This is a genomic window from Microbacterium sp. SCN 71-21 (genome assembly GCF_001725695.1).
Classification (GTDB): domain Bacteria; phylum Actinomycetota; class Actinomycetes; order Actinomycetales; family Microbacteriaceae; genus Microbacterium; species Microbacterium ginsengisoli.
In genome coordinates this window covers 1-18,545 of the sequence record NZ_MEGA01000015.1, presented here as the reverse complement: position 1 = coordinate 18,545, position 18,545 = coordinate 1, and the positions used below count along the sequence as shown (strand labels likewise).

Genomic DNA, 18,545 nt, shown 5'->3' with positions numbered 1-18,545 from the left:
GGGTAGGTTCGAGCCGTGGCACAGAAGACACCGGCTCCGACGTCCTCCGCCTGGCTGAGCGCCTCCGCGCTTCCTCTCCGGCCCGCCTCCGCGTGGGCGGCCCCGGACGGAACGGTGAGCGGTCGCATCCCCCTCGCAAGCCCGCGTCCCGTCGCACCCGACGTGCGCTACACCCCCACCGCGTTCGCGGGCGAGGCGGTGCCGTTCAGCGTCACCGCGTTCCGCGAGGGCCACGACCTCATCGGCGTGCACGTGCGCCTGCTCAGCCCGAGCGGCGACGAATCGCTGCACGCCCTCGCGCCCGTCGACGGCGTTCCCGACCGGTGGAGCGCACTCGTCGCCCTGCGTGAAGAGGGCACCTGGCGGTTCCGGTTCGAGGCGTTCGGCGACGACATCGCGACCTGGCACCATGCGGCATCCGTCAAGATCGCCGCCGGCGTCGACATCGAGCTCATGCGCGAGTCGGGAGCGCTCCTGCTCCTGCGCGGCGCCGCGGAGAAGGACCGGCCGACCGCCGAGCGCGCGCTGCTGCGCGCCCAGGCGGAACGACTGCGTGACAGCACCGTCGACACCGTCGCCGCGCTCGCGATCGTCGACGACCCGGCCCTCGCCGCCGCGTTCTCACGCCGTCCGCTGACCTCGCTCGTCACCCTCGGCGATGACCTCGCCCTCCTCGTCGAGCGCGAGCGCGCCGGTGTCGGTGCCTGGTACGAGTTCTTCCCGCGGTCCGAGGGCGCGCGCCGCCAGCGCAACGGCGCCGTGAAGAGCGGCACCTTCCGCACCGCGACCAAGCGCCTGCCTGGAGTCGCCGGGATGGGCTTCGACGTGCTGTACCTGCCGCCGATCCATCCGATCGGTGTCCGCAACCGCAAGGGCCCGAACAACACCCTCACCGCCGGCCCCGGTGATCCCGGATCGCCCTGGGCCGTCGGCGGCACCGAGGGCGGACACGACGCCGTGCATCCCGACCTCGGCACGCTCGCGGATTTCCGTGCGTTCGTGCGCGCAGCCCGCGCAGAGGGCCTCGAGGTCGCGCTCGACCTCGCCCTGCAGGCCTCGCCCGATCACCCCTGGGTCACGGCGCATCCGGAGTGGTTCACGACCCTCCCCGACGGCACGATCGCGTACGCCGAGAACCCGCCGAAGAAGTACCAGGACATCTACCCCCTGAACTTCGACAACGACCCCGAGGGCATCCGCACCGAAGTGCTGCGTATCGTGCGGCACTGGATCGCCCAGGGCGTGCGCATCTTCCGGGTCGACAACCCCCACACCAAGCCCCTGCAGTTCTGGGAGTGGCTCATCGCCGAGGTCACGCGCACCGACCCCGACGTCGTCTTCCTCGCAGAGGCGTTCACCCGGCCCGCCCCGATGCGCGCCCTCGCGATGGGCGGATTCCAGCAGAGCTACAGCTACTTCACCTGGCGCAACACCAAGGCCGAGCTGGAGGAGTTCCTGCAGACCGCGGCGGACGAGACATCCGACTTTCTGCGCCCCAACCTGTTCGTCAACACGCCCGACATCCTCACCGAGTACCTGCAGTTCGGCGGACGGGCCGCGTATGCCGTACGCGCCGTGATCGCCGCCACCGCGGCCCCCAGCTACGGCGTGTACGCCGGCTTCGAGCTGTTCGAGAACGTCGCCCGTCCGGGCGCCGAGGAGAACATCGACAACGAGAAGTACGAGTACAAGTTCCGCGACTGGGATGCCGCAGAAGCCCGCGGAGACTCGCTCGCACCGTTCCTGCGACGCCTGAACGAGATCCGTCGCGCTCATCCCGCCCTGCGGCAGCTGCGCAATCTGCAGGTGCAGTGGAGCGACGACGACGCCGTGCTCGTCTATGTGAAGCACCTGCCCGCGGCCCTCAACCCGGCCGGCGTCGACGACACCGTCATCGTCGTCGTGAACGTGGATCCCCACTCGGTGCGGGAGACGACGGTGCACCTCGACTCCCGCACGTTCGGCGTCCCCGCCGGCACTCCGTTCGAGGTCGAGGATCTCGTCACGGGCGCCGTCTGGACCTGGGGCGAGCACAACTACGTGCGTCTCGACGCGTTCACCCAGCCCTCCCACATCCTGCACGTGAGGAGCAGCCGATGAGCATCATCGACGACGCCGCACTCGACGCCGTGGCGCACGGCGCCCATCACGAACCCCACGCGATCCTCGGCATCCATCCGTATCGGGATGCCGCCGGCTCCGCCCGCGCGACGGTGCGCGCCCGACGTCCCCTCGCCGACAGCGTCACGGCGGTGTTCGTCGATGGCGACCGCGTGCCGCTCGTGCACGTGCGCTCGGGGATCTGGGAGGGCGAGCGGGTCGGTCCGCCTCTCGCCTACGAGCTCGAGACGGCCTACGCGAACGGTCCGTCGTTCACCGCGGACGACCCCTATCGCCACGCACCGACCATCGGCGAGCTCGACCTGCACTTGATCGCCGAGGGGCGCCACGAGCAGCTGTGGCGGGTGCTCGGCGCCCACCTGCGCGAGAGCGACGGCACCGCCGGGGCATCCTTCGCCGTCTGGGCTCCCCACGCACGCGCCGTGCGTGTCGTCGGGGCGTTCAATAACTGGGACGGGGCCGGCCACGCACTGCGCTCGATGGGAGCGAGCGGCGTGTGGGAGCTGTTCGTCCCGCACCTCGGCGAGGGCGCCGTCTACAAGTACGAGATCCTCACCGCGCACGGCGAGTGGATCCTCAAGGCCGACCCGCTCGCCCGGCAGGCCGAGGTTCCGCCGGCGACAGCGTCGATCGTGACCAGGTCGCGCTACGGCTGGGGCGACGGCGACTGGCTGCACCACCGCTCCACGCATCAGCCCCTCGATCAGCCCATGTCGATCTACGAGGTGCACCTGGGGTCGTGGCGACAGGGGCTCTCCTACCGCGACGCCGCTGATCCGCTCATCGACTACGTCACCGCTCACGGCTTCACGCATATCGAATTCCTGCCGCTCGCCGAGCACCCCTTCGGCGGTTCGTGGGGGTATCAGGTGTCGGGCTACTACGCCCCGACCAGTCGCTTCGGCTCCCCCGACGATCTTCGCTATCTGATCGACCGACTCCATCGCGCCGGCATCGGCGTGATCATGGACTGGGTACCCGGTCACTTCCCGAAGGACGCCTTCGCCCTCGCCCGTTTCGACGGCGATGCCCTCTATGAGCACCCCGACCCTCGGCGCGGCGAGCACAAGGACTGGGGCACGCTCATCTTCGACTACGGTCGCGCGGAGGTGCGCAACTTCCTCGTGGCGAACGCCCTGTACTGGTTCGACGAGTTCCACGTCGACGGACTGCGTGTCGATGCCGTGGCCTCGATGCTCTATCTCGACTACTCCCGCGAGCCGGGAGAGTGGGAGCCGAACGTGCACGGCGGCCGCGAGAACCTCGAGGCCATCTCGTTCCTCCAGGAGGTCACCGCGACGTCCTACAAGCTGTTCCCCGGCATCTCGCTGACGGCGGAGGAGTCGACGAGCTTCCCGGGTGTCACGGCGCCCACCGACGCCGGCGGGCTGGGCTTCGGCTTCAAGTGGAACATGGGCTGGATGAACGACTCGCTGGTCTACATCTCCCGAGACCCGCTCTACCGTTCGCACCACGAGGGAGAGCTCTCGTTCTCGTTCGTCTACGCGTTCAGCGAGAACTACGTGCTGCCGATCTCACACGACGAGGTCGTGCACGGCAAGGGCAGCCTCATCGGGCGCATGCCGGGCGATCACTGGCAGAAGCTCGCGAACGTGCGCGCTTACCTCGCCTACATGTGGGCCCACCCGGGCAAGCAGCTGCTGTTCATGGGGCAGGAGTTCGGCCAGTTCGCCGAGTGGTCCGAGAGCCGCAGTCTCGACTGGTGGCTTCTCGAGCAGCCCACGCACCGTCAGCTCGCGGATTTCGTCGCGGTGCTCAACGCGACCTACAAGGCCCACGCACCCCTGTGGTCACGGGACGCCGACGGCGCCGCGTTCGCGCGCCTGGGCGGCCCCACGTGGAACCCCACCGTTCAGGCCTTCTCCCGGCGCGACCATCACGGCAACGTGGTGGTGGCGCTCTGCAACTTCGCGGGCGCGCCGGTCTACGACTACGTCATCGACCTGCCGGAACGCGGTCGCTGGCGCGAGGTGCTGAACTCCGACGCGACCGAGTACGGCGGGTCAGGGGTCGGCAACTACGGCGTCGTCGAGACGGATGCCGCGGCCCGTGCGACGCTCGTACTGCCGCCGCTCGGCGTGCTGTGGCTCGCGCACGCGGACGGCGAGTGATCGCGCGCTGACGCGCCGCGGCGCCGCGTCGGCGCCGCGGACTCAGAACAGCAGCGACGTGAGACGACCACGCGCGCGGACGACGCGCGGGTCGCTGTCCCCGATCACACCGAACAGTTCGAGCAGGCGCTCGCGCACCGGCGTGCGCTCGTCGGCCGGGAGCGCCCCGAACAGGTCGAGGAGGCGTCCGAACGCGTCATCGACGTGACCTCCGGCGAGGTCGAGATCGGCCACGGCGAACTGAGCGTCGGCATCGAGCGGTGCCGCGGCCGCCGCCGCCCGCGCCGTCTGCAGGTCGAGTCCCGCGACGCGTGCGAGCAGTCGCACCTGACCGAGACCCGCACGGGCGTCCTCGTCCCGCGGGTTCTCGACGAGCGCCTGCTCGTACGCCGCCTCGGCACGCGGATAGTCGCCGGCTTCGATCGCCGCGAAGGCCTCCTGGTGCAGCGGCGGAAGCTCCGGCTCGACGGGTTCCGTCGCGGCATCCTGCTCGCCACGGGGCACCGTGCCGGTCACGCCGTTCTGCGCCGCGACCTGCAGGAGCTGCGCGAAGACCTCACGCACCTGCTCCTCGGGGACGGCGCCGGTGAACAGCGGCACGGGCTGGCCGCCCACGAGTGCCACGACGAGAGGGATCGACTGGGCGCGGAAAGCCTGCGCAAGCTGGGGGTTCGCGTCGACGTCGACCTTGGCGAGCAGCAGCTTGCCGTCGAGCTCGAGCACGACCTTCTCGAGGATCGGGCTCAGTTGCAGGCACGGCCCGCACCATTCGGCCCAGAGGTCCACGACCACCGGCACGCTGCGGGAGATCTCGAGCACCTGCGGGAAGCTCTGGTCGGTGACGTCGATCACGAGCGACGGCGCCCCCGCAGCCCCGGCCGCGGGTGCAGCACCCGGCGCCGGCGCTGCCGGGCGGTTGCGCAACGACGAGAGGTCGACAGCGCCGCGGAGGACGGAACCGGGGGTGGGAGAGCTCACTGGATCACCTTCGCGTCGAGCACGTTCGAACTGTAGCCGAGCAGACGGATGCGGTCGGTCGACCCCTGCGCGGGGACATAGAAGAACAGCTGGTCGGCGTAGCGGCTCGTCACGCCGGTGGGCGACTCGGTCGCGCCGGTGAGAGCAGCCACCACCTTGTTGTCGCCGAACTTGATCGTGATGTCGCCTCCCGTCGGCTTCACCGTGTCGACCTCGTTGACACTCACCGCGACGATCGCGCCGCTCTCGAGCGTCGCCAGTGCCAGCGGGGTCGTGCCGCCCGCCTCGGCCGAGAACGTGAAGCTGCCGGTGGTCGACGCGGTCGTGTTGAACTCCTGCAGGCGCTTCTGCCGGTCGGCCTGCACACTCGCGTAGAAGGCGTCCGACTGCTCATCGAAGAGGTTCGCCGATGTGCTGTTCTCCCCGTTCGTCAGCAGGTCGGCATACGCGGCCGCAAGCTGGTCGGGAGCGATGGACAGGAGTCCGAAATCCGGCGGGATCTGGGTCGCGCCCACGAAGTCCGGGGCGAGATCGGGAAGCACGGTCGATCCCGCGAGACTGCCGAGGTACTGCAGCTTGTAGTTCGACCACGGATCCTGCTGCTGGAGCATCATGATGGTCGCCGTCTTCTTGCCGTCGGTCTCGTCGCTCACAACCGCCATGACCATGCGCGGCCAGGCGTCATAGGCCTGCGGCAGGATCGGATAGACCTGACCGGACGGGATCGCCGGCAGCGCCGTCATGTCGGACACCTTGCCGCGCAGGGTGTAATTCGTCTGACGCTCCGCCAGTGCGGCGCCCGCGAGACGCGTGGCGGCCAGATTCGCATCGAGAGACGCGTCTGCGGTGCCGACGGTGTCACGCACGCGAGCGATGATGTTCTGCGCCTGCGCGGAGCTCACCACCGGGGCGGGCTGCCCCGCCGGTACCGTCGGCGCTGCCGAATCGGAGGGACTGGACGAAGGATCGGGCACCGGCCAGGAATCGGCCGAGCATCCCGCGAACGCGAGGACGCCCACGAGGGCGATCGGAAGCGCGAGCAGCCGTCGGGTGCCCCGAGACCGGCGTGTCGAGGGCGGGCTCGAAGAGATGACGCCGCGGTCGGGCGACTCGATCGCGAGATCGATCGGCTCGGTCACCGGAAGAGGCGGCGGAGCCTTGCGACGCGGGCCGCGGGACCGTCGCGAATGCCGGATCGCGAGGATGTACAGCACGATGCCGACGAGAAGGAACACTCCTCCGAGCACGATGAGGGGCCCGGCCCAGGGGGTCGATGCGCGCAGCGGCCAGCTGATCGTCACCGTCGACGGTGCGGCGGCCTTGCCGTCAGACGCGACCAGCACGCTCATTCCCTGCGGCACCTGCAGCGAGCTGGAGAGGGCACCGCTTCCGGAGAACTCCTCGAGCCACAGATCCGAGCCGGTCGGGGGAACGGGAGTCGCGGCATCCGTCGCGACCTGCTCGTTGGTGGCGTCCGTCGGATCGACGGTCTGCGCTGCGTTCGCCGCAGCCGCCACCACCGTCGTCTGGGTGTTGCCCGACGCGTCGAGCGTGACGTCGTTGTACGACACGTTCGACAGCCACGCCTTCACGTCGGCGGTACGGCCATACGACACGAACAGAGCGGATGCCCCGCGCAGCGCGACCCGCTGGACGCCCGGCTCGCGAGTGAGCACAGCACCGTCGATCAGCGTGTACGGGGCCGATCCGCTCGTGTGAATCTGGGCGGTGCGCTCAGGGGGACCTTGGAAGATGGTCCGCTGGGAGATCCCGGCGCCGATCAGGATGGCGGCGAGCACGAATGCCGCCACGGCCCACACAAAACGCACGAAATGAGTCCTTCCCTGTCCCCGGGTATGAGACACGCCGACACGGCCGACTCTCCAGGTTAGCCCAGACGACCTGGGCACGTCCCGCGAGCGTGTACGACAGGGGCATCTCGACGGAACGCCGTAGTCTCGAGCCAGACCGACACCGCCCCCAGGAGCCGCCGTGAAGCTGTATCAGCCCTTCCGCACCGCCTTCCTCGCGACGCTCGGTGTGGGACTCGGGATCCTCCTGATCTCCAGCGTGCAGACCCTCTCGACGATCCTCCTCTACATCGGTACCGCGCTGTTCCTCTCGCTCGGACTCGAGCCCGTCGTCTCGTTCCTCGAGCGTCGGCGACTGCCGCGATGGGCCGCGGTTCTGCTGACGATCCTCGCCGTGCTCGCCCTGTTCGCCGGCATCGTGCTCATGGTGCTGCCGATCCTCATCGGGCAGGTCAGCGACCTCGTGCAGGAGATCACCCGCTACTTCCAGGCGGGCACCTTCATCGACGACGTGAAGAACTGGGTGCACACCGTGTTCCCCGGCCTCAGCGACTCGTCCATGAACGACGCTCTCACGAATGTGCAGAACTGGCTTCTCGCCAACTGGGGATCCATCACCGGAGGCCTCATCAACGCGGGTCTCGCATTCTTCAGCGGACTGACGGGCGCTGTCATCGTCCTGGTGCTCACCATCTACTTCACCGCGTCGACCCCGTCGCTGAAGGCCGCGGTGTACAGCATGGTCCCGTCATCGAAGCGGTCGCGCTTCGTGGATCTGTCCGAGCAGATCACGGATTCGGTCGGCTACTACGTCATGGGACAGGTCGCTCTCGGCGTGGTCAACGGCGTGCTGAGCGCGATTTACCTGTCGATCATCCAGGCGCCCTTCCCCGCCGTGCTCGCTGTCGTGGCCTTCTTCTTCTCCCTGATCCCCCTCGTCGGAACGCTCACCGGCTCCGCGATCATCGTCCTGACCTGCCTCATCCCCGGACTGGGATCGCCCGCAACCGCCCTCGCCGCAGGCATCTACTACCTTCTCTACATGCAGCTCGAGGCCTACGTGCTGTCCCCGCGCATCATGAACCGCGCGGTCTCCGTGCCCGGCGCGGTCGTCGTGATCGCCGCCCTCGCCGGCGGTTCCCTTCTGGGCCTGCTCGGTGCGCTCGTCGCGATTCCGATCGCCGCGAGCATCCTGATCCTCTTCCGCCAGGTGCTCATTCCTCGACAGAACGAGCTCTGAGCGCTTCGCGTCAGCCCAGCTCCCCGCTCCATTCGGTCGGGAGGGGGTCCGCCCCCGGACGAACGATCGACACGATCTCATCGAGCACGCGCCGCGTCTGCGTCTCACCCACCCAGAGGTGCTTGCCCTCGGGGACATCCACGATCCGTGCGTGCGGAACGGCGGCGAAACGTTCGCGCGCCTGCACCGGGGGGAGGAAGTCATCCCACTCCGGAACGACCGCCACCATCGGCCTCCCGTCACCGGCCCATGCGGCGAGCTCGCGCTCGGTCGTGCGTCGCAACGGCGGAGACAGAAGGATGAGCCCGGCGATGTCATGCCCACGCCCGTGTTTGAGCGCGACCTCCGTGCCGAACGACCAGCCGACGAGCCACGGCACCGGCAGTCCCCGCTCGGCGACGAACGAGACCGCGGCGGCCAGATCGGCCGCCTCGGCCTCACCATCGCCGAAGGTTCCCTCGCTCCTTCCCCGTGGCGAGACGGTGCCACGGGTGTTGAACCTCAGCACGGCGATGTCCGCCAACGCCGGAAGCCGCGCGGCCGCCTTCCGAAGGATGTGGGAGTCCATGAACCCGCCCTGCGTGGGCAGAGGATGCAGCGTCACCAGGGTCGCGACCGGACCGTGCTCGAGCGGCTCCGCCAGCTCCCCGACGAGCGTGAGCCCGTCGGACGTGCGCAGCGACACCTCCTCACGACGCGCCGGCAGCTGCACCGCGCCTCGGATCTCCGCGCTCATCCGATCCGCCAGCAGCTCTCGTGCCAGTGACGACGAGCGGCGAGGTCAGCCGCATCACCGAGGACCCCGTCAGCCCGCCATGCGACCAGGTGGGCTGTGCCCGGAACGATCACGCGCCCGCACCCCGGGCAGACGTACTCCTTGACGGCATTCGCCGGACCGACCGGCTGCACGTTCCACTCGACACCGCGGCGAGTCTCGATTCGCCGAAACCCTTGCAGCAGCCGGTCGAACGAATCATCGGCCGCGCTGTCGTCTCGCCGACGGCGATGCGACCGCGGCACGGCTCAATACCAGCCGGTCGCGTTCGAGTGAGCCCAGGCACCGCACGGGGTGCCGTAGCGGCCCGTGATGTACCCCAGGCCCCAGGTGATCTGTGTGGCCGGGTTGGTCTGCCAGTCGGCGCCGGCGCTGGCCATCTTGCTGCCGGGAAGGGCCTGCGGGATGCCATAGGCGCCACTCCCCTTGTTGTAGGAGGCGACGTTCCAGCCCGACTCGCGATTCCACAGGGCGACCAGGCACGAGAACTGGTCCTGCCCCATGCCGCGCGCCTCCAGCATCTGCAGTGCGATCGCCTGCGCGGTGCCGGGGTCCGGGGTCACGAACGGCGGAACGAACGACTTCACACTCGAGGTGGCCGTCGCGACGACCTTCGGCTTGGCCGCGGCCGAATAGCCCCCGCGGTCGAGCTCGACCGTCGCGTCACCCGACACCGACAGCGACTGCGCCGCCGCGACGGTGATCGAGTAGATCGACGAGGGCGCGGATGCCGCACTCGGATCCGTGCCCGCTGATGCCACCGCCATGCCCGCAGGGGCGAGAGACGCGCCCAGGAAGCCCACGGCGGCGACCACGGCGAACACGCTCGCAACCGCCCGCCGACGAGACCATCGAGGACGACGGGCGACCACCGCGGACCGCGGCATCTGCGCCGCCGCCAGGCGCGCTTCCCGTCGGGTGGCGGGAGCGGTGCGCACAGTCGTCACGTGGTAGCCAGAAGTCACAGTGTCGCGAGTCTAACCCGCACAGCCTGGGTGCGCCATCGATGCCGACGCGTGCCGCTGCATCCGATCAGTCCACAATCCGATCAGTCCACAGCCAACTGCACGGTGACGACGGCATCGAGCACCGCGTCGACCTGCAGCTCGTCGTAGCCGCCGCGCTGCATGCGGAATGCAACAGCGCGCACCTGCTCAACGGTGACCGGCTCCCCCGCCGCCAGGTATCCGGCGATACGGTCGGCGACGATGTCGACCTCATCGAGCCGATAGCCGTAGCGGATCCAGGGAACTCGCGCGAACCGCTCGCGCCGGGGACGCGTGAGCCGATCGAGGATCTCCTGCGCCAGGCCGCGGTGCACGTCGATCCACCGGGCCGGTCCGAGGGCGTCGATCGCGTCTGCGCGCTCCCGCGCAGCGAAGGCGTCTTCCACCCGCGACAGGGCGGCGTCGACCGCTGCGACCTGGTAGCCGTGCCGCACGACCGGGAACGACGCCGAGCGCACGCTCTCCGCGCTGAAGGGTGAGCCCGCAGCATCCGTCTCGAACGCGTCCCGTGCCTGCGCCAGGAATGCCTCCACCGCTCGCGGCTCGTATCCGCGAGTACGCCCGCGCTCGACCGGGAACAACGGCTCGCTGTAGGCGTCCGCCTCGATCTGATCGATCGCACTCGACGGTTCGTCGTGAACGGTCATGACACCACTCCCATCGGGAAGAACACGTAGTACAGGGCCAGAGCCGCTCCGGCCGACGGAAGGATCGAATCCAACCGGTCGAGGACGCCGCCGTGACCGGGGAGCCACGAACTCATGTCCTTGATGCCCAGGTCCCGCTTGATCATGGATTCGCCGAGGTCACCGGCGGTCGCGGTGCCGAGGATAACAAGTCCGATGATGATGCCGGTCCACCACGGGAGACCGAGCATCAGCCACGCCAGCAGAATCGCGCCGACGACGGAGAGCACTGCAGCTCCCGCGAAGCCCTCCCAGGTCTTCTTGGGACTGATCTTCGGCGCCATCGGATGACGTCCCAAGGTCAGACCCGAGACGTAGGCGCCGGTGTCCGCGACGATCGTGATGATGAGGAACGCCATCACCCACCACTCGCCATGCGGTTGCCGCAGCAGCAGAATGGCGAGGCTCGCCAGGAACGGAACGTAAAGAGGGACGAAGGTGGCCAGCAGCACGTCGTCGACGACGTTGCCGTAGGTGCGGCCGTCCCGCTCGATCATCTGCCCCACGAGGCGCCAGACGATCGCGACCACCACGCCGCAGAAGAGCGCGACCCACATCTGCCACGGCCCGAGCAGGTATGCCGTCGCCGGCACGATCACGGCGATCGCGACCTGCGGGATGAGGTCGACCTTCCGGCCGGCACCTTGCAGCGCTCGCGAGAACTCGAAGACCCCGAGGACGGCGACCGCGAGGGCGAACAGCGCGAACGGCCAGTTCGCGAAGACGAGCGAGACGAACACGACCAGACCGATCGCGAGGCCGATCACGATCGCGAGGATCAGGTCTCGCCCCGTGCGCTGCTTGATGCGCGCATTCGCCTCTTCGAACTCGGCGCGTGCGTGCGCCATCTGCAGTTCGAACTCGTTGCGCGGCGCTCGCGAGGAACGCCGCATCGACCCGTGGCCGCTCGGCACGGTGTCCGGCGACGGGTCGGCGTCGCGCGACGAGTCACTCATGATCGCGGTCAGACCTCGAGGAGCTCGGCCTCTTTGCGCTTGAGCGCGTCGTCGATCGAGTCGACGTGGCCGCGGGTGAGCGCGTCGAGCTCCTTCTCCGCACGCACGAGGTCGTCTTCACCGACCTCGGACTTCAGCGCGTCCAGATCGTCCTTGGCCTTGCGGCGGATGCCACGAAGGTGCACCTTCGCGTCCTCCCCCTTGCCGCGGACGATCTTCACGAACTCCTTGCGACGCTCCTGAGTCAGCTCAGGAAGGCTCACGCGCACGATGTTCCCGTCATTGGTGGGATTCGCGCCGAGGTTCGGCATGTCGCGGATCGCCTGCTCGATCGCCTTGAGAGCGGTCTTGTCGTACGGGGTCACGATGAGGGTGCGGGCCTCGGGGTTCGCGAGAGAGGCCAGTTGCGCGAGCGGGGTGGGAGTCCCGTAGTACTCGACGAGCACCTTCTGGAACAGCTGCGGGTTCGCGCGCCCGCTGCGGACGGTCGCGAAGTCCTCCTTCGCGGACTCGACAGCGCGGTCCATACGCTCTCCGGCATCGGCCAGAACGTCGGCGATCATGGGTGTCTCCCCTCGGTGGTGCAGTCTCAGAGTCTAGTGGCAGGGTCTCCGCCCGACCTGGGCGGGAACGAGGGTCACGAGGTGACGAGCGTGCCGATCTTCTCGCCCAGAAGCGCCTTGGTGATGTTGCCGTCGGGCTCCATGCCGAACACGCGCATGTCGATGCGGTTGTCCATGCACAGGCTGAACGCGGTGGAGTCGACGACCTTCAGTCCCCGCACGAGCGCGTCGCCGTAGGTGATGGTGTCGATCCGCGTCGCCGCGGGGTCCTTGCGAGGATCGGCCGTGTACACGCCGTCCACACCGTTCTTCGCGACGAGCACCTCATCAGCACCGATCTCGAGCGCGCGCTGCGCGGCGACGGTGTCCGTCGAGAAGTAGGGAAGACCCGCACCGGCGCCGAAGATCACGACGCGGCCCTTCTCCATGTGGCGCTCCGCGCGCCGCGGAATGTACGGCTCCGCGACCTGCGTCATCGAAATGGCGGACTGGACGCGTGTCGCCGCTCCGGCCTGTTCGAGGAAGTCCTGCAGGGCGAGGGCGTTCATCACCGTGCCCAGCATGCCCATGTAATCGGCGCGACCGCGGTCCATCCCGCGCTGACTCAGCTCGGCGCCGCGGAAGAAGTTGCCGCCGCCCACGACCACGGCCACTTCCACCGTGTCGACGGCGGCGGCGATGTCGCGCGCGATGCGGCTGACGACATCCGGATTGACCCCGAGGGATCCACCCCCGAACGCTTCACCGGAGAGCTTGAGGAGGACGCGACGGCGTCCGGTCGATTCATCCATGCGGGGTCCTCTCGTCGTGTCCAACTTAGCGAGTGCGCACGCCAGACTTCGGGCACGCACGACGAAGGGCCCGCATCGAGCGATGCGGGCCCTTCGCGGCGATCAGGCGCCGACCTTGAAGCGGGCGAAGCCCGTGAGCGTCAGACCGGCGTCCTTCGCGACCTGCGCGACGGAGAGCTTGTTGTCCTTGGCGTAGTCCTGGTCGAGCAGCGCGACCTGCTTGAAGAACGCGTTCACGCGGCCCTCGACGATCTTCGGCAGCGCGGCCTCCGGCTTGCCCTCGTTGCGGGAGATCTCGGTGACGATCTCGCGCTCCTTCTCGACATCGGCCTCGGGGACCTCGTCGCGGGTGAGGTAGCTCGGGTTGGCGAACGAGATGTGCTGCGCGAGCGAGCGAGCGGTCTCGGCGTCGTCGCCCGAGTAGGCGAGCACCACACCGACCTGCGGGGGCAGGTCCTTGCTGGTCTTGTGCAGGTACACCTCGATGTGGTCACCGGCGAGCGTGCGCACGCGGCGCAGCTCGACCTTCTCACCGATGATCGCGGCCTCGTCCGAGATGAGCTGCTCGACGGTCTGGCCGTTCGCGTCGGCGGCCAGAGCGGCCTCGGCGGAGTCCGCACCGGCGGCGGCCGCGGCATCCGCGACCTTGTCAGCGAGGGCGATGAAACGCTCGTTCTTCGCGACGAAGTCGGTCTCGCAGGCGAGCTCGACGAGCGTCACCTTGCCGCCGAGCTCGCGAGCGGTCACGAGGCCCTCGCTCGTCGAACGGTCAGCGCGCTTGGCGTTGCCCTTCGCGCCCTTGAGGCGCAGGATCTCGACGGCCTTCTCGACGTCGCCGTCGGCCTCCTCGAGTGCCTTCTTGGTGTCGACCATGCCGGTGCCGAGCTGCTCGCGCAGCGCCTTGATGTCAGCGATGGTGAAGTTGGCCATGGGTGGCGGCTCCTTCTGTCTATGCGTTCGCGTGGGCGATCGGCGCGGCGCGATGCGCACGCCGCGCCGATCGTAGTGCGTCTGGACGACGCGGAGGTTTACTGGGCGTCGGCCTCGGGCGCGACAGCGGCCTCGGCGGCAGCCTCGACCTCGACGACCTCGGCCTGGGGCTGCTCGAGCAGCTCGCGCTCCCACTCGGCCAGAGGCTCGGCCTCTTCGGCGTCGCCGGCAGGCTGGTGGCGCTGGATGAGACCCTCGGCTGCCGCGTCCGCAATGATGCGGGTGAGCAGCGAGACCGAGCGGATCGCGTCGTCGTTGCCCGGGATCGGGAACTGGAACTCGTCGGGGTCGGCGTTCGTGTCGAGGATGCCGATCACGGGGATACCGAGCTTCTTGGCCTCGTCGATCGCGAGGTGCTCGCGCTTGGCGTCGACCACCCAGATCGCCGACGGCGTCTTGGTGAGGTTGCGGATACCGCCGAGCGACTTGTGCAGCTTGTCGAGCTCGCGCTGCTTGAGCAGCAGCTCCTTCTTGGTGAAGCCGGTGCCGGCCGGGTCGTTGAAGTCGAGCTCCTCGAGCTCCTTCATGCGTGCGAGGCGCTTCGACACGGTGGAGAAGTTCGTGAGCAGACCGCCCAGCCAGCGCTGGTTGACGAAGGGCTGGCCGACGCGGGTCGCCTGCTCGGCGATGACCTCCTGGGCCTGCTTCTTCGTGCCGACGAAGAGCACGGTGCCGCCGTGGGCGACCGTCTCCTTGACGAACTCGTACGCCTTGTCGATGTACGACAGCGACTGCTGCAGGTCGATGATGTGGATGCCGGAGCGCTCGGTGAGGATGAAGCGCTTCACCTTCGGGTTCCACCGGCGGGTCTGGTGTCCGAAGTGCACGCCGCTGTCGAGCAGCTGGCGGATGGTGACGACGGCCATGGCCGTTCTCCTGTCTGGCGCGGGGCGCCTCTTGCGGTTGTCCTCTGCGCGCGGATGCGGCGCGGAGCCTGGTGCCCGGCGCCACTCCGCCCGTCGAGACGGGACCGTCGGAGTGGATGCCACCCGGCGGAGACCGCCGGACTCTGGGCACGCGTAGTCACCCCGACAAGCGAGGTGCTCGTTCAGCATACAGGACGCCGTCTCCTCCCCCGGCGGCCGAGCGGATGCGGCCTCCCCCGCGAGTTGCATGGTTCGCTCCCGCGTGCGCCGCGAAGGCCAGCATCGACCCATGCGCCGCCCCCTCATCGCCGCCCTCCTCACCGCCGCACTGGCCCTCGCGCCGGGCGCACCGGCGGACGCGACACCGACCGCTGCGCCGGGCGGTGCCCGTGGGGTCGCGCAGCCCACCTGGTCGTGGCCGGTCGCGCCGCCGCGCGTCATCGCCGGATACGCGGCACCCGCCAGCGCCTACGGCGCGGGTCATCGCGGAATCGACCTGGCTGCGAATGAGGGCGCACCCGTGGTCGCCGTCGATGACGGAGTGGTCGCGTTCGTGGGCATCGTGGTGGATCGAGCAGTGATCACGATCCGGCATGACGACGGTGTGGTCAGCACTCTTGAGCCAGTGGCTTCCGGCCTTCCCGTGGGCGCCCGCATCGCGGCAGGCGATCAGGTGGGAACGGTGACGACCGGGGGCCACGTCGCGCCCGGGGGCGTCCATCTCGGCGCACGTCTGCACGGAGCGTACGTCAATCCGTTGCTGTTCCTCGGAAGAGTCGAGCGGGCAGTGCTGCTGCCGTGCTGCGGCTGAGCACGACCAGAGCCGGCGTCTCGATGAGGACGCCAACGGCCGCACCCGTCAGGCGCGCGGATGCGCCTGACGGTAGGCAGCGGTCAGCCGCTCCGTCGACACATGGGTGTAGATCTGGGTGGTACCCAGGCTCGCGTGGCCGAGCAGCTCCTGCACCGCCCGCAGGTCCGCCCCGCCGTCGAGCAGATGCGTGGCGGCCGTGTGACGGAGAGTATGCGGACCGACGTGCGCGACACCGAGGGCTGGCGCGAGTGCACTGCTGACGACCCGGTAGACCGCGCGGGGGGTGAGCGCGCCCCCGCGCGCACCGAGAAAGACGCGGTCGCCCGGGTCCGCACTCCGAGCCCGAAGCACCGGTCGTGCACTGTCGAGGTACTCGCCGAGGGCACGGTCGGCGGGCGCGCCAAAGGGGACGACCCGCTCTTTGTCGCCCTTGCCGCGCACTCGCGCGGTGCGGCGCACGCGGTCGATGTCGGCCACGCGCAGACTGCAGAGCTCCGAGACCCGTACTCCGGTCGCGTAGAGCATCTCGAGGAGCGCGTGGTCGCGCACGGCGACGGGGTCCCGTTCGGCGGCCCGGGCTGCGGCCGCCGCCAGCACCTGGTCGACCGCGGTCGTGGTGGCCACCCTCGGCAGGGTGCGCCCGCGGGCTGGTGCGGCGAGGCGGGCCGCAGGGTCTCGCGCCACCTGTCCCCGCTCGAATGCCCACGAGAACAGTCCACGCACAGTGGCACGGCGACGGGCGAGCGTCGCCGGCGCGTCCCCCCGCTGCACGGCAGCCCACATCCACTCCCGCAGATCATCCGTGTCGATGTCGTCGATCGAACGGTGCTCGCCGAGATGGTGCGAGAGATCGGCCATGTCCTGTGTGTACGCCCGCACCGTGGCAGGAGACAGGCGCCGAACGTCGCGAAGGTGGACGAGCCATTCGCGGGCGACCGCGTCCAGCGCGACGGGCGGGCGCGGGGGCGACGGCACGACGGATGCCTCGGACGTCATGGTCCCAGTGTGCGGTGCGATGCTCCGACGCTGGGCACGACGCGGCGACGATGACGCATCAGGTCACCCGAAGCCACCCCTCACCTCGGTCGACCGCGTCACCGGCAAGCAGGGCGTATCCGAGGATGACCGCAACGTCGGACGGGTCCATGCCTGCCCGGCGCGCGATGTCGCCCACCGTGCGCGGCGCCCTCGTCGAGAGGGCGTCGCGCACCCGCGTCGCGTCGTCGGTGCGCGCGGCGTCGACGCCCGCGCCGGATGCGAGCCCGGCGTCGATGCCGACGAGCGCGAGGGCGTCATCGGCGCACGTGATGCACACGGCGTCGTAGTCGCGCAACAGCCGATGACATCCCGCTGAGGCCGGGGAGGTGATCGGACCGGGGACCGCGCCGAGCGGCCGCCCGAGGGCCGACGCGTGGCCTGCGGTGTTCAGGGATCCGCTGCGCCAGCCCGCTTCGACGACGACAGTGGCGGCTCCGAGCGCCGCGATCAGCCTGTTGCGCTGGAGAAATCTCCATTTGGTGGGCGCGGCGCCGCACGGCACCTCCGCGGCCACGGCGCCTCCCGCGGCCATCGCCGCCTCGATCAGCTCGGTATGCCCCGACGGATACACCTTGTCGACACCGCCCGCCAGCACCGCGACGGTGCGGCCACCGACGCCGAACGCAGCCCGGTGGGCGACGCCATCGATCCCCCAGGCCGCGCCGGAGACGATGATCACGCCTCGTGCGGCGAGGTCGCCCGCCACCTCAGCGGCCGCCGCTTCGCCGTACGCGGTCGCCGCCCGTGCGCCGACGATTGCGATCGACGGCTCCGCCGCGAGCGCAGACGCGTCACCTCGCACCCAGAGGGCGACCGGCGCGTGCGCGCCGAGATCGCCGAGCGAGCGCGGCCAGCCGGCATCGCTCGGGGTCAGCAGCCCGGCTCCGGCGCGGGCGGCGAGCTCGACGGTGTCGCGGAGGGTCGCGGCATCCCAGCGTGGACCCCACCGCCGCAGCGCGGCCGACCACACGGCATCGCCGACCAGACGTCCGCCCTCGGCATCACCCCGCCGTGCGCGGTCGAGGGCTCCCCGTGCGCCCCACTGCGCGATCGCCGCGCCCGCCACGCGGTCACCCGGTTCGACGAGAGTGCTCCACACGATCGCCGCATCGCGGTCGTCGCGGAACTCATCGTCAGGAAGGCCGAGCGCATCGGCACGCGCGCGCACCGCACGCGCATCTGTCGAGGTGCCGTTCACGCCGCCATCCCCCGCTTGAGGTACAGCGCGCGGCCGATGTCGTCACCGGTGAGGCGATCGTGCCCGGCGAGGTCGGCGACGCTCCAGGCGACACGCAGCACGCGGTCATAGGCGCGCAGGGTCAGCAGACCGCGTTCGAGTGCCGCATCCAGCGGAGCCCGCACGTCCGACGTGGGCGCGTGGGGATCTTGCCGCAACCACGCCCCGTCGATCTCCGCGTTCACGGTCCACGGGGTCTCGCGCAGACGCCGGGCGGCGCGCTCGCGCGCATCCCTCACCCGCTCCCGCGCATCAGCGCTGGACGTGCGGCCGCGACTGTGCGGCACACGGGTGACCCGGGTCATCCTCATCTCGATGTCGATCCGATCGAGCAGCGGACCCGACAGCCGCGCGCGGTAGCGGCGGATCGCCGACGGCGGGCATTCGCAGAGCGCACCTCGCACGCCGTGGTTCCCGCACGGGCAAGGGTTGGTCGCGAGAACGAGCTGGAATCTCGCCGGGAACGCGGCGACGACCCCCATGCGATGGATCTCGATGGCACCGCGCTCGAGCGGCTGACGGAGAGCGTCCAGCACCGAC

18 protein-coding genes are annotated in these 18,545 nt (G+C 69.7%); 4 read left to right on the top strand and 14 right to left on the bottom strand.

What is annotated here, in order from left to right; genetic code table 11:
* Positions 1-15: 15 nt before the first annotated feature.
* The gene (locus tag ABT08_RS03620) at positions 16-2,100 is read left to right on the top strand and encodes an alpha-1,4-glucan--maltose-1-phosphate maltosyltransferase (RefSeq protein ID WP_502685869.1); all 2,085 of its coding nucleotides are present in this window, start codon (positions 16-18) and stop codon (positions 2,098-2,100) included.
* On the top strand, positions 2,097-4,253 hold the full coding sequence (glgB, locus tag ABT08_RS03615; protein ID WP_288114020.1) for a 1,4-alpha-glucan branching protein GlgB: 2,157 nt from the start codon (positions 2,097-2,099) through the stop codon (positions 4,251-4,253). The genes ABT08_RS03620 and glgB overlap by 4 nt, the downstream gene beginning before the upstream one ends.
* 42 nt (positions 4,254-4,295) lie before the next feature.
* On the opposite strand, the gene ABT08_RS03610 is transcribed toward glgB, so the two are convergent.
* Both ABT08_RS03610 and ABT08_RS03605 read right to left on the bottom strand, forming a co-directional pair.
* A complete protein-coding gene (locus ABT08_RS03610) occupies positions 4,296-5,231 on the bottom strand; it encodes a tetratricopeptide repeat protein (protein WP_045248413.1) in 936 nt (311 codons plus the stop codon).
* Positions 5,228-7,060 carry a DUF8094 domain-containing protein gene (locus ABT08_RS03605; RefSeq protein WP_056208570.1) on the bottom strand — a complete coding sequence of 611 codons (1,833 nt, stop codon included), beginning with the start codon at positions 7,058-7,060 and terminating at the stop codon, positions 5,228-5,230. Before ABT08_RS03605 ends, ABT08_RS03610 begins: the two co-directional genes overlap by 4 nt.
* A gap of 163 nt (positions 7,061-7,223) precedes the next feature.
* On the opposite strand from ABT08_RS03605, the gene ABT08_RS03600 reads away from it, so the two are divergent.
* Positions 7,224-8,282, top strand: a complete 1,059-nt coding sequence (locus ABT08_RS03600; RefSeq protein WP_045248415.1) for an AI-2E family transporter — start codon at positions 7,224-7,226, stop codon at positions 8,280-8,282.
* 10 nt (positions 8,283-8,292) lie between these two features.
* Here the strand turns inward: ABT08_RS03600 and ABT08_RS03595 are convergent, their stop codons facing one another.
* The 9 genes from ABT08_RS03595 to rpsB form a co-directional block, all read right to left on the bottom strand.
* Positions 8,293-9,018, bottom strand: coding sequence for an alpha/beta hydrolase (locus ABT08_RS03595; protein ID WP_288114018.1), 726 nt, complete (start codon positions 9,016-9,018; stop codon positions 8,293-8,295).
* A complete protein-coding gene (locus ABT08_RS03590) occupies positions 9,015-9,302 on the bottom strand; it encodes an Rv1322 family protein (RefSeq protein WP_288114017.1) in 288 nt (95 codons plus the stop codon). The genes ABT08_RS03595 and ABT08_RS03590 overlap by 4 nt, the downstream gene beginning before the upstream one ends.
* Positions 9,303-9,305: 3 nt before the next feature.
* Positions 9,306-10,022: an aggregation-promoting factor C-terminal-like domain-containing protein gene (locus tag ABT08_RS03585; RefSeq protein ID WP_235557355.1), complete on the bottom strand. Its 717-nt coding sequence runs from the start codon at positions 10,020-10,022 to the stop codon at positions 9,306-9,308.
* Positions 10,023-10,105: 83 nt separating this feature from the next.
* Positions 10,106-10,711, bottom strand: a complete 606-nt coding sequence (locus ABT08_RS03580; protein ID WP_056208564.1) for a DivIVA domain-containing protein — start codon at positions 10,709-10,711, stop codon at positions 10,106-10,108.
* Positions 10,708-11,706, bottom strand: a complete 999-nt coding sequence (locus ABT08_RS03575; protein ID WP_082483168.1) for a phosphatidate cytidylyltransferase — start codon at positions 11,704-11,706, stop codon at positions 10,708-10,710. Before ABT08_RS03575 ends, ABT08_RS03580 begins: the two co-directional genes overlap by 4 nt.
* Before the next feature lie 8 nt (positions 11,707-11,714).
* On the bottom strand, positions 11,715-12,269 hold the full coding sequence (frr, locus tag ABT08_RS03570; protein WP_056208561.1) for a ribosome recycling factor: 555 nt from the start codon (positions 12,267-12,269) through the stop codon (positions 11,715-11,717).
* 74 nt (positions 12,270-12,343) lie between these two features.
* On the bottom strand, positions 12,344-13,060 hold the full coding sequence (gene pyrH / locus ABT08_RS03565; protein WP_045248419.1) for a UMP kinase: 717 nt from the start codon (positions 13,058-13,060) through the stop codon (positions 12,344-12,346).
* A gap of 102 nt (positions 13,061-13,162) precedes the next feature.
* A complete protein-coding gene (tsf, locus tag ABT08_RS03560; protein ID WP_045248420.1) occupies positions 13,163-13,990 on the bottom strand; it encodes a translation elongation factor Ts in 828 nt (275 codons plus the stop codon).
* A gap of 98 nt (positions 13,991-14,088) precedes the next feature.
* Entirely contained in the window at positions 14,089-14,916 is an 828-nt protein-coding gene (rpsB, locus tag ABT08_RS03555; protein WP_288114016.1) for a 30S ribosomal protein S2, read from the bottom strand.
* Positions 14,917-15,205: 289 nt separating this feature from the next.
* Between rpsB and ABT08_RS03550 the strand changes: the two genes are divergently transcribed.
* Positions 15,206-15,727, top strand: a complete 522-nt coding sequence (locus tag ABT08_RS03550) for a M23 family metallopeptidase (RefSeq protein WP_056208554.1) — start codon at positions 15,206-15,208, stop codon at positions 15,725-15,727.
* 48 nt (positions 15,728-15,775) lie between these two features.
* Here the strand turns inward: ABT08_RS03550 and ABT08_RS03545 are convergent, their stop codons facing one another.
* The 3 genes from ABT08_RS03545 to ABT08_RS03535 all read right to left on the bottom strand — a co-directional run.
* Positions 15,776-16,726, bottom strand: a complete 951-nt coding sequence (locus tag ABT08_RS03545; protein ID WP_288114015.1) for a tyrosine recombinase XerC — start codon at positions 16,724-16,726, stop codon at positions 15,776-15,778.
* A 58-nt stretch (positions 16,727-16,784) separates the two neighbouring features.
* The gene (dprA, locus tag ABT08_RS03540; protein WP_288114014.1) at positions 16,785-17,966 is read right to left on the bottom strand and encodes a DNA-processing protein DprA; all 1,182 of its coding nucleotides are present in this window, start codon (positions 17,964-17,966) and stop codon (positions 16,785-16,787) included.
* Positions 17,963-18,545, bottom strand: a 583-nt coding sequence (locus tag ABT08_RS03535) for an ATP-binding protein (protein ID WP_288114013.1), incomplete at its 5' end; no start/stop codon positions are given. The genes ABT08_RS03535 and dprA, both read right to left, overlap by 4 nt.

Coding starts and splice junctions, on each gene's coding strand:
- ABT08_RS03545 (WP_288114015.1), bottom strand. CDS start 16,726: ATGACGTCCGAGGCATCCGTCGTGCCGTCGCCCCCGCGCCCGCCCGTC.
- frr (WP_056208561.1), bottom strand. CDS start 12,269: ATGATCGCCGACGTTCTGGCCGATGCCGGAGAGCGTATGGACCGCGCT.
- ABT08_RS03595 (WP_288114018.1), bottom strand. CDS start 9,018: ATGAGCGCGGAGATCCGAGGCGCGGTGCAGCTGCCGGCGCGTCGTGAG.
- ABT08_RS03550 (WP_056208554.1), top strand. CDS start 15,206: ATGCGCCGCCCCCTCATCGCCGCCCTCCTCACCGCCGCACTGGCCCTC.
- tsf (WP_045248420.1), bottom strand. CDS start 13,990: ATGGCCAACTTCACCATCGCTGACATCAAGGCGCTGCGCGAGCAGCTC.
- ABT08_RS03580 (WP_056208564.1), bottom strand. CDS start 10,711: ATGACCGTTCACGACGAACCGTCGAGTGCGATCGATCAGATCGAGGCG.
- rpsB (WP_288114016.1), bottom strand. CDS start 14,916: ATGGCCGTCGTCACCATCCGCCAGCTGCTCGACAGCGGCGTGCACTTC.
- ABT08_RS03575 (WP_082483168.1), bottom strand. CDS start 11,706: ATGAGTGACTCGTCGCGCGACGCCGACCCGTCGCCGGACACCGTGCCG.
- pyrH (WP_045248419.1), bottom strand. CDS start 13,060: ATGGATGAATCGACCGGACGCCGTCGCGTCCTCCTCAAGCTCTCCGGT.
- glgB (WP_288114020.1), top strand. CDS start 2,097: ATGAGCATCATCGACGACGCCGCACTCGACGCCGTGGCGCACGGCGCC.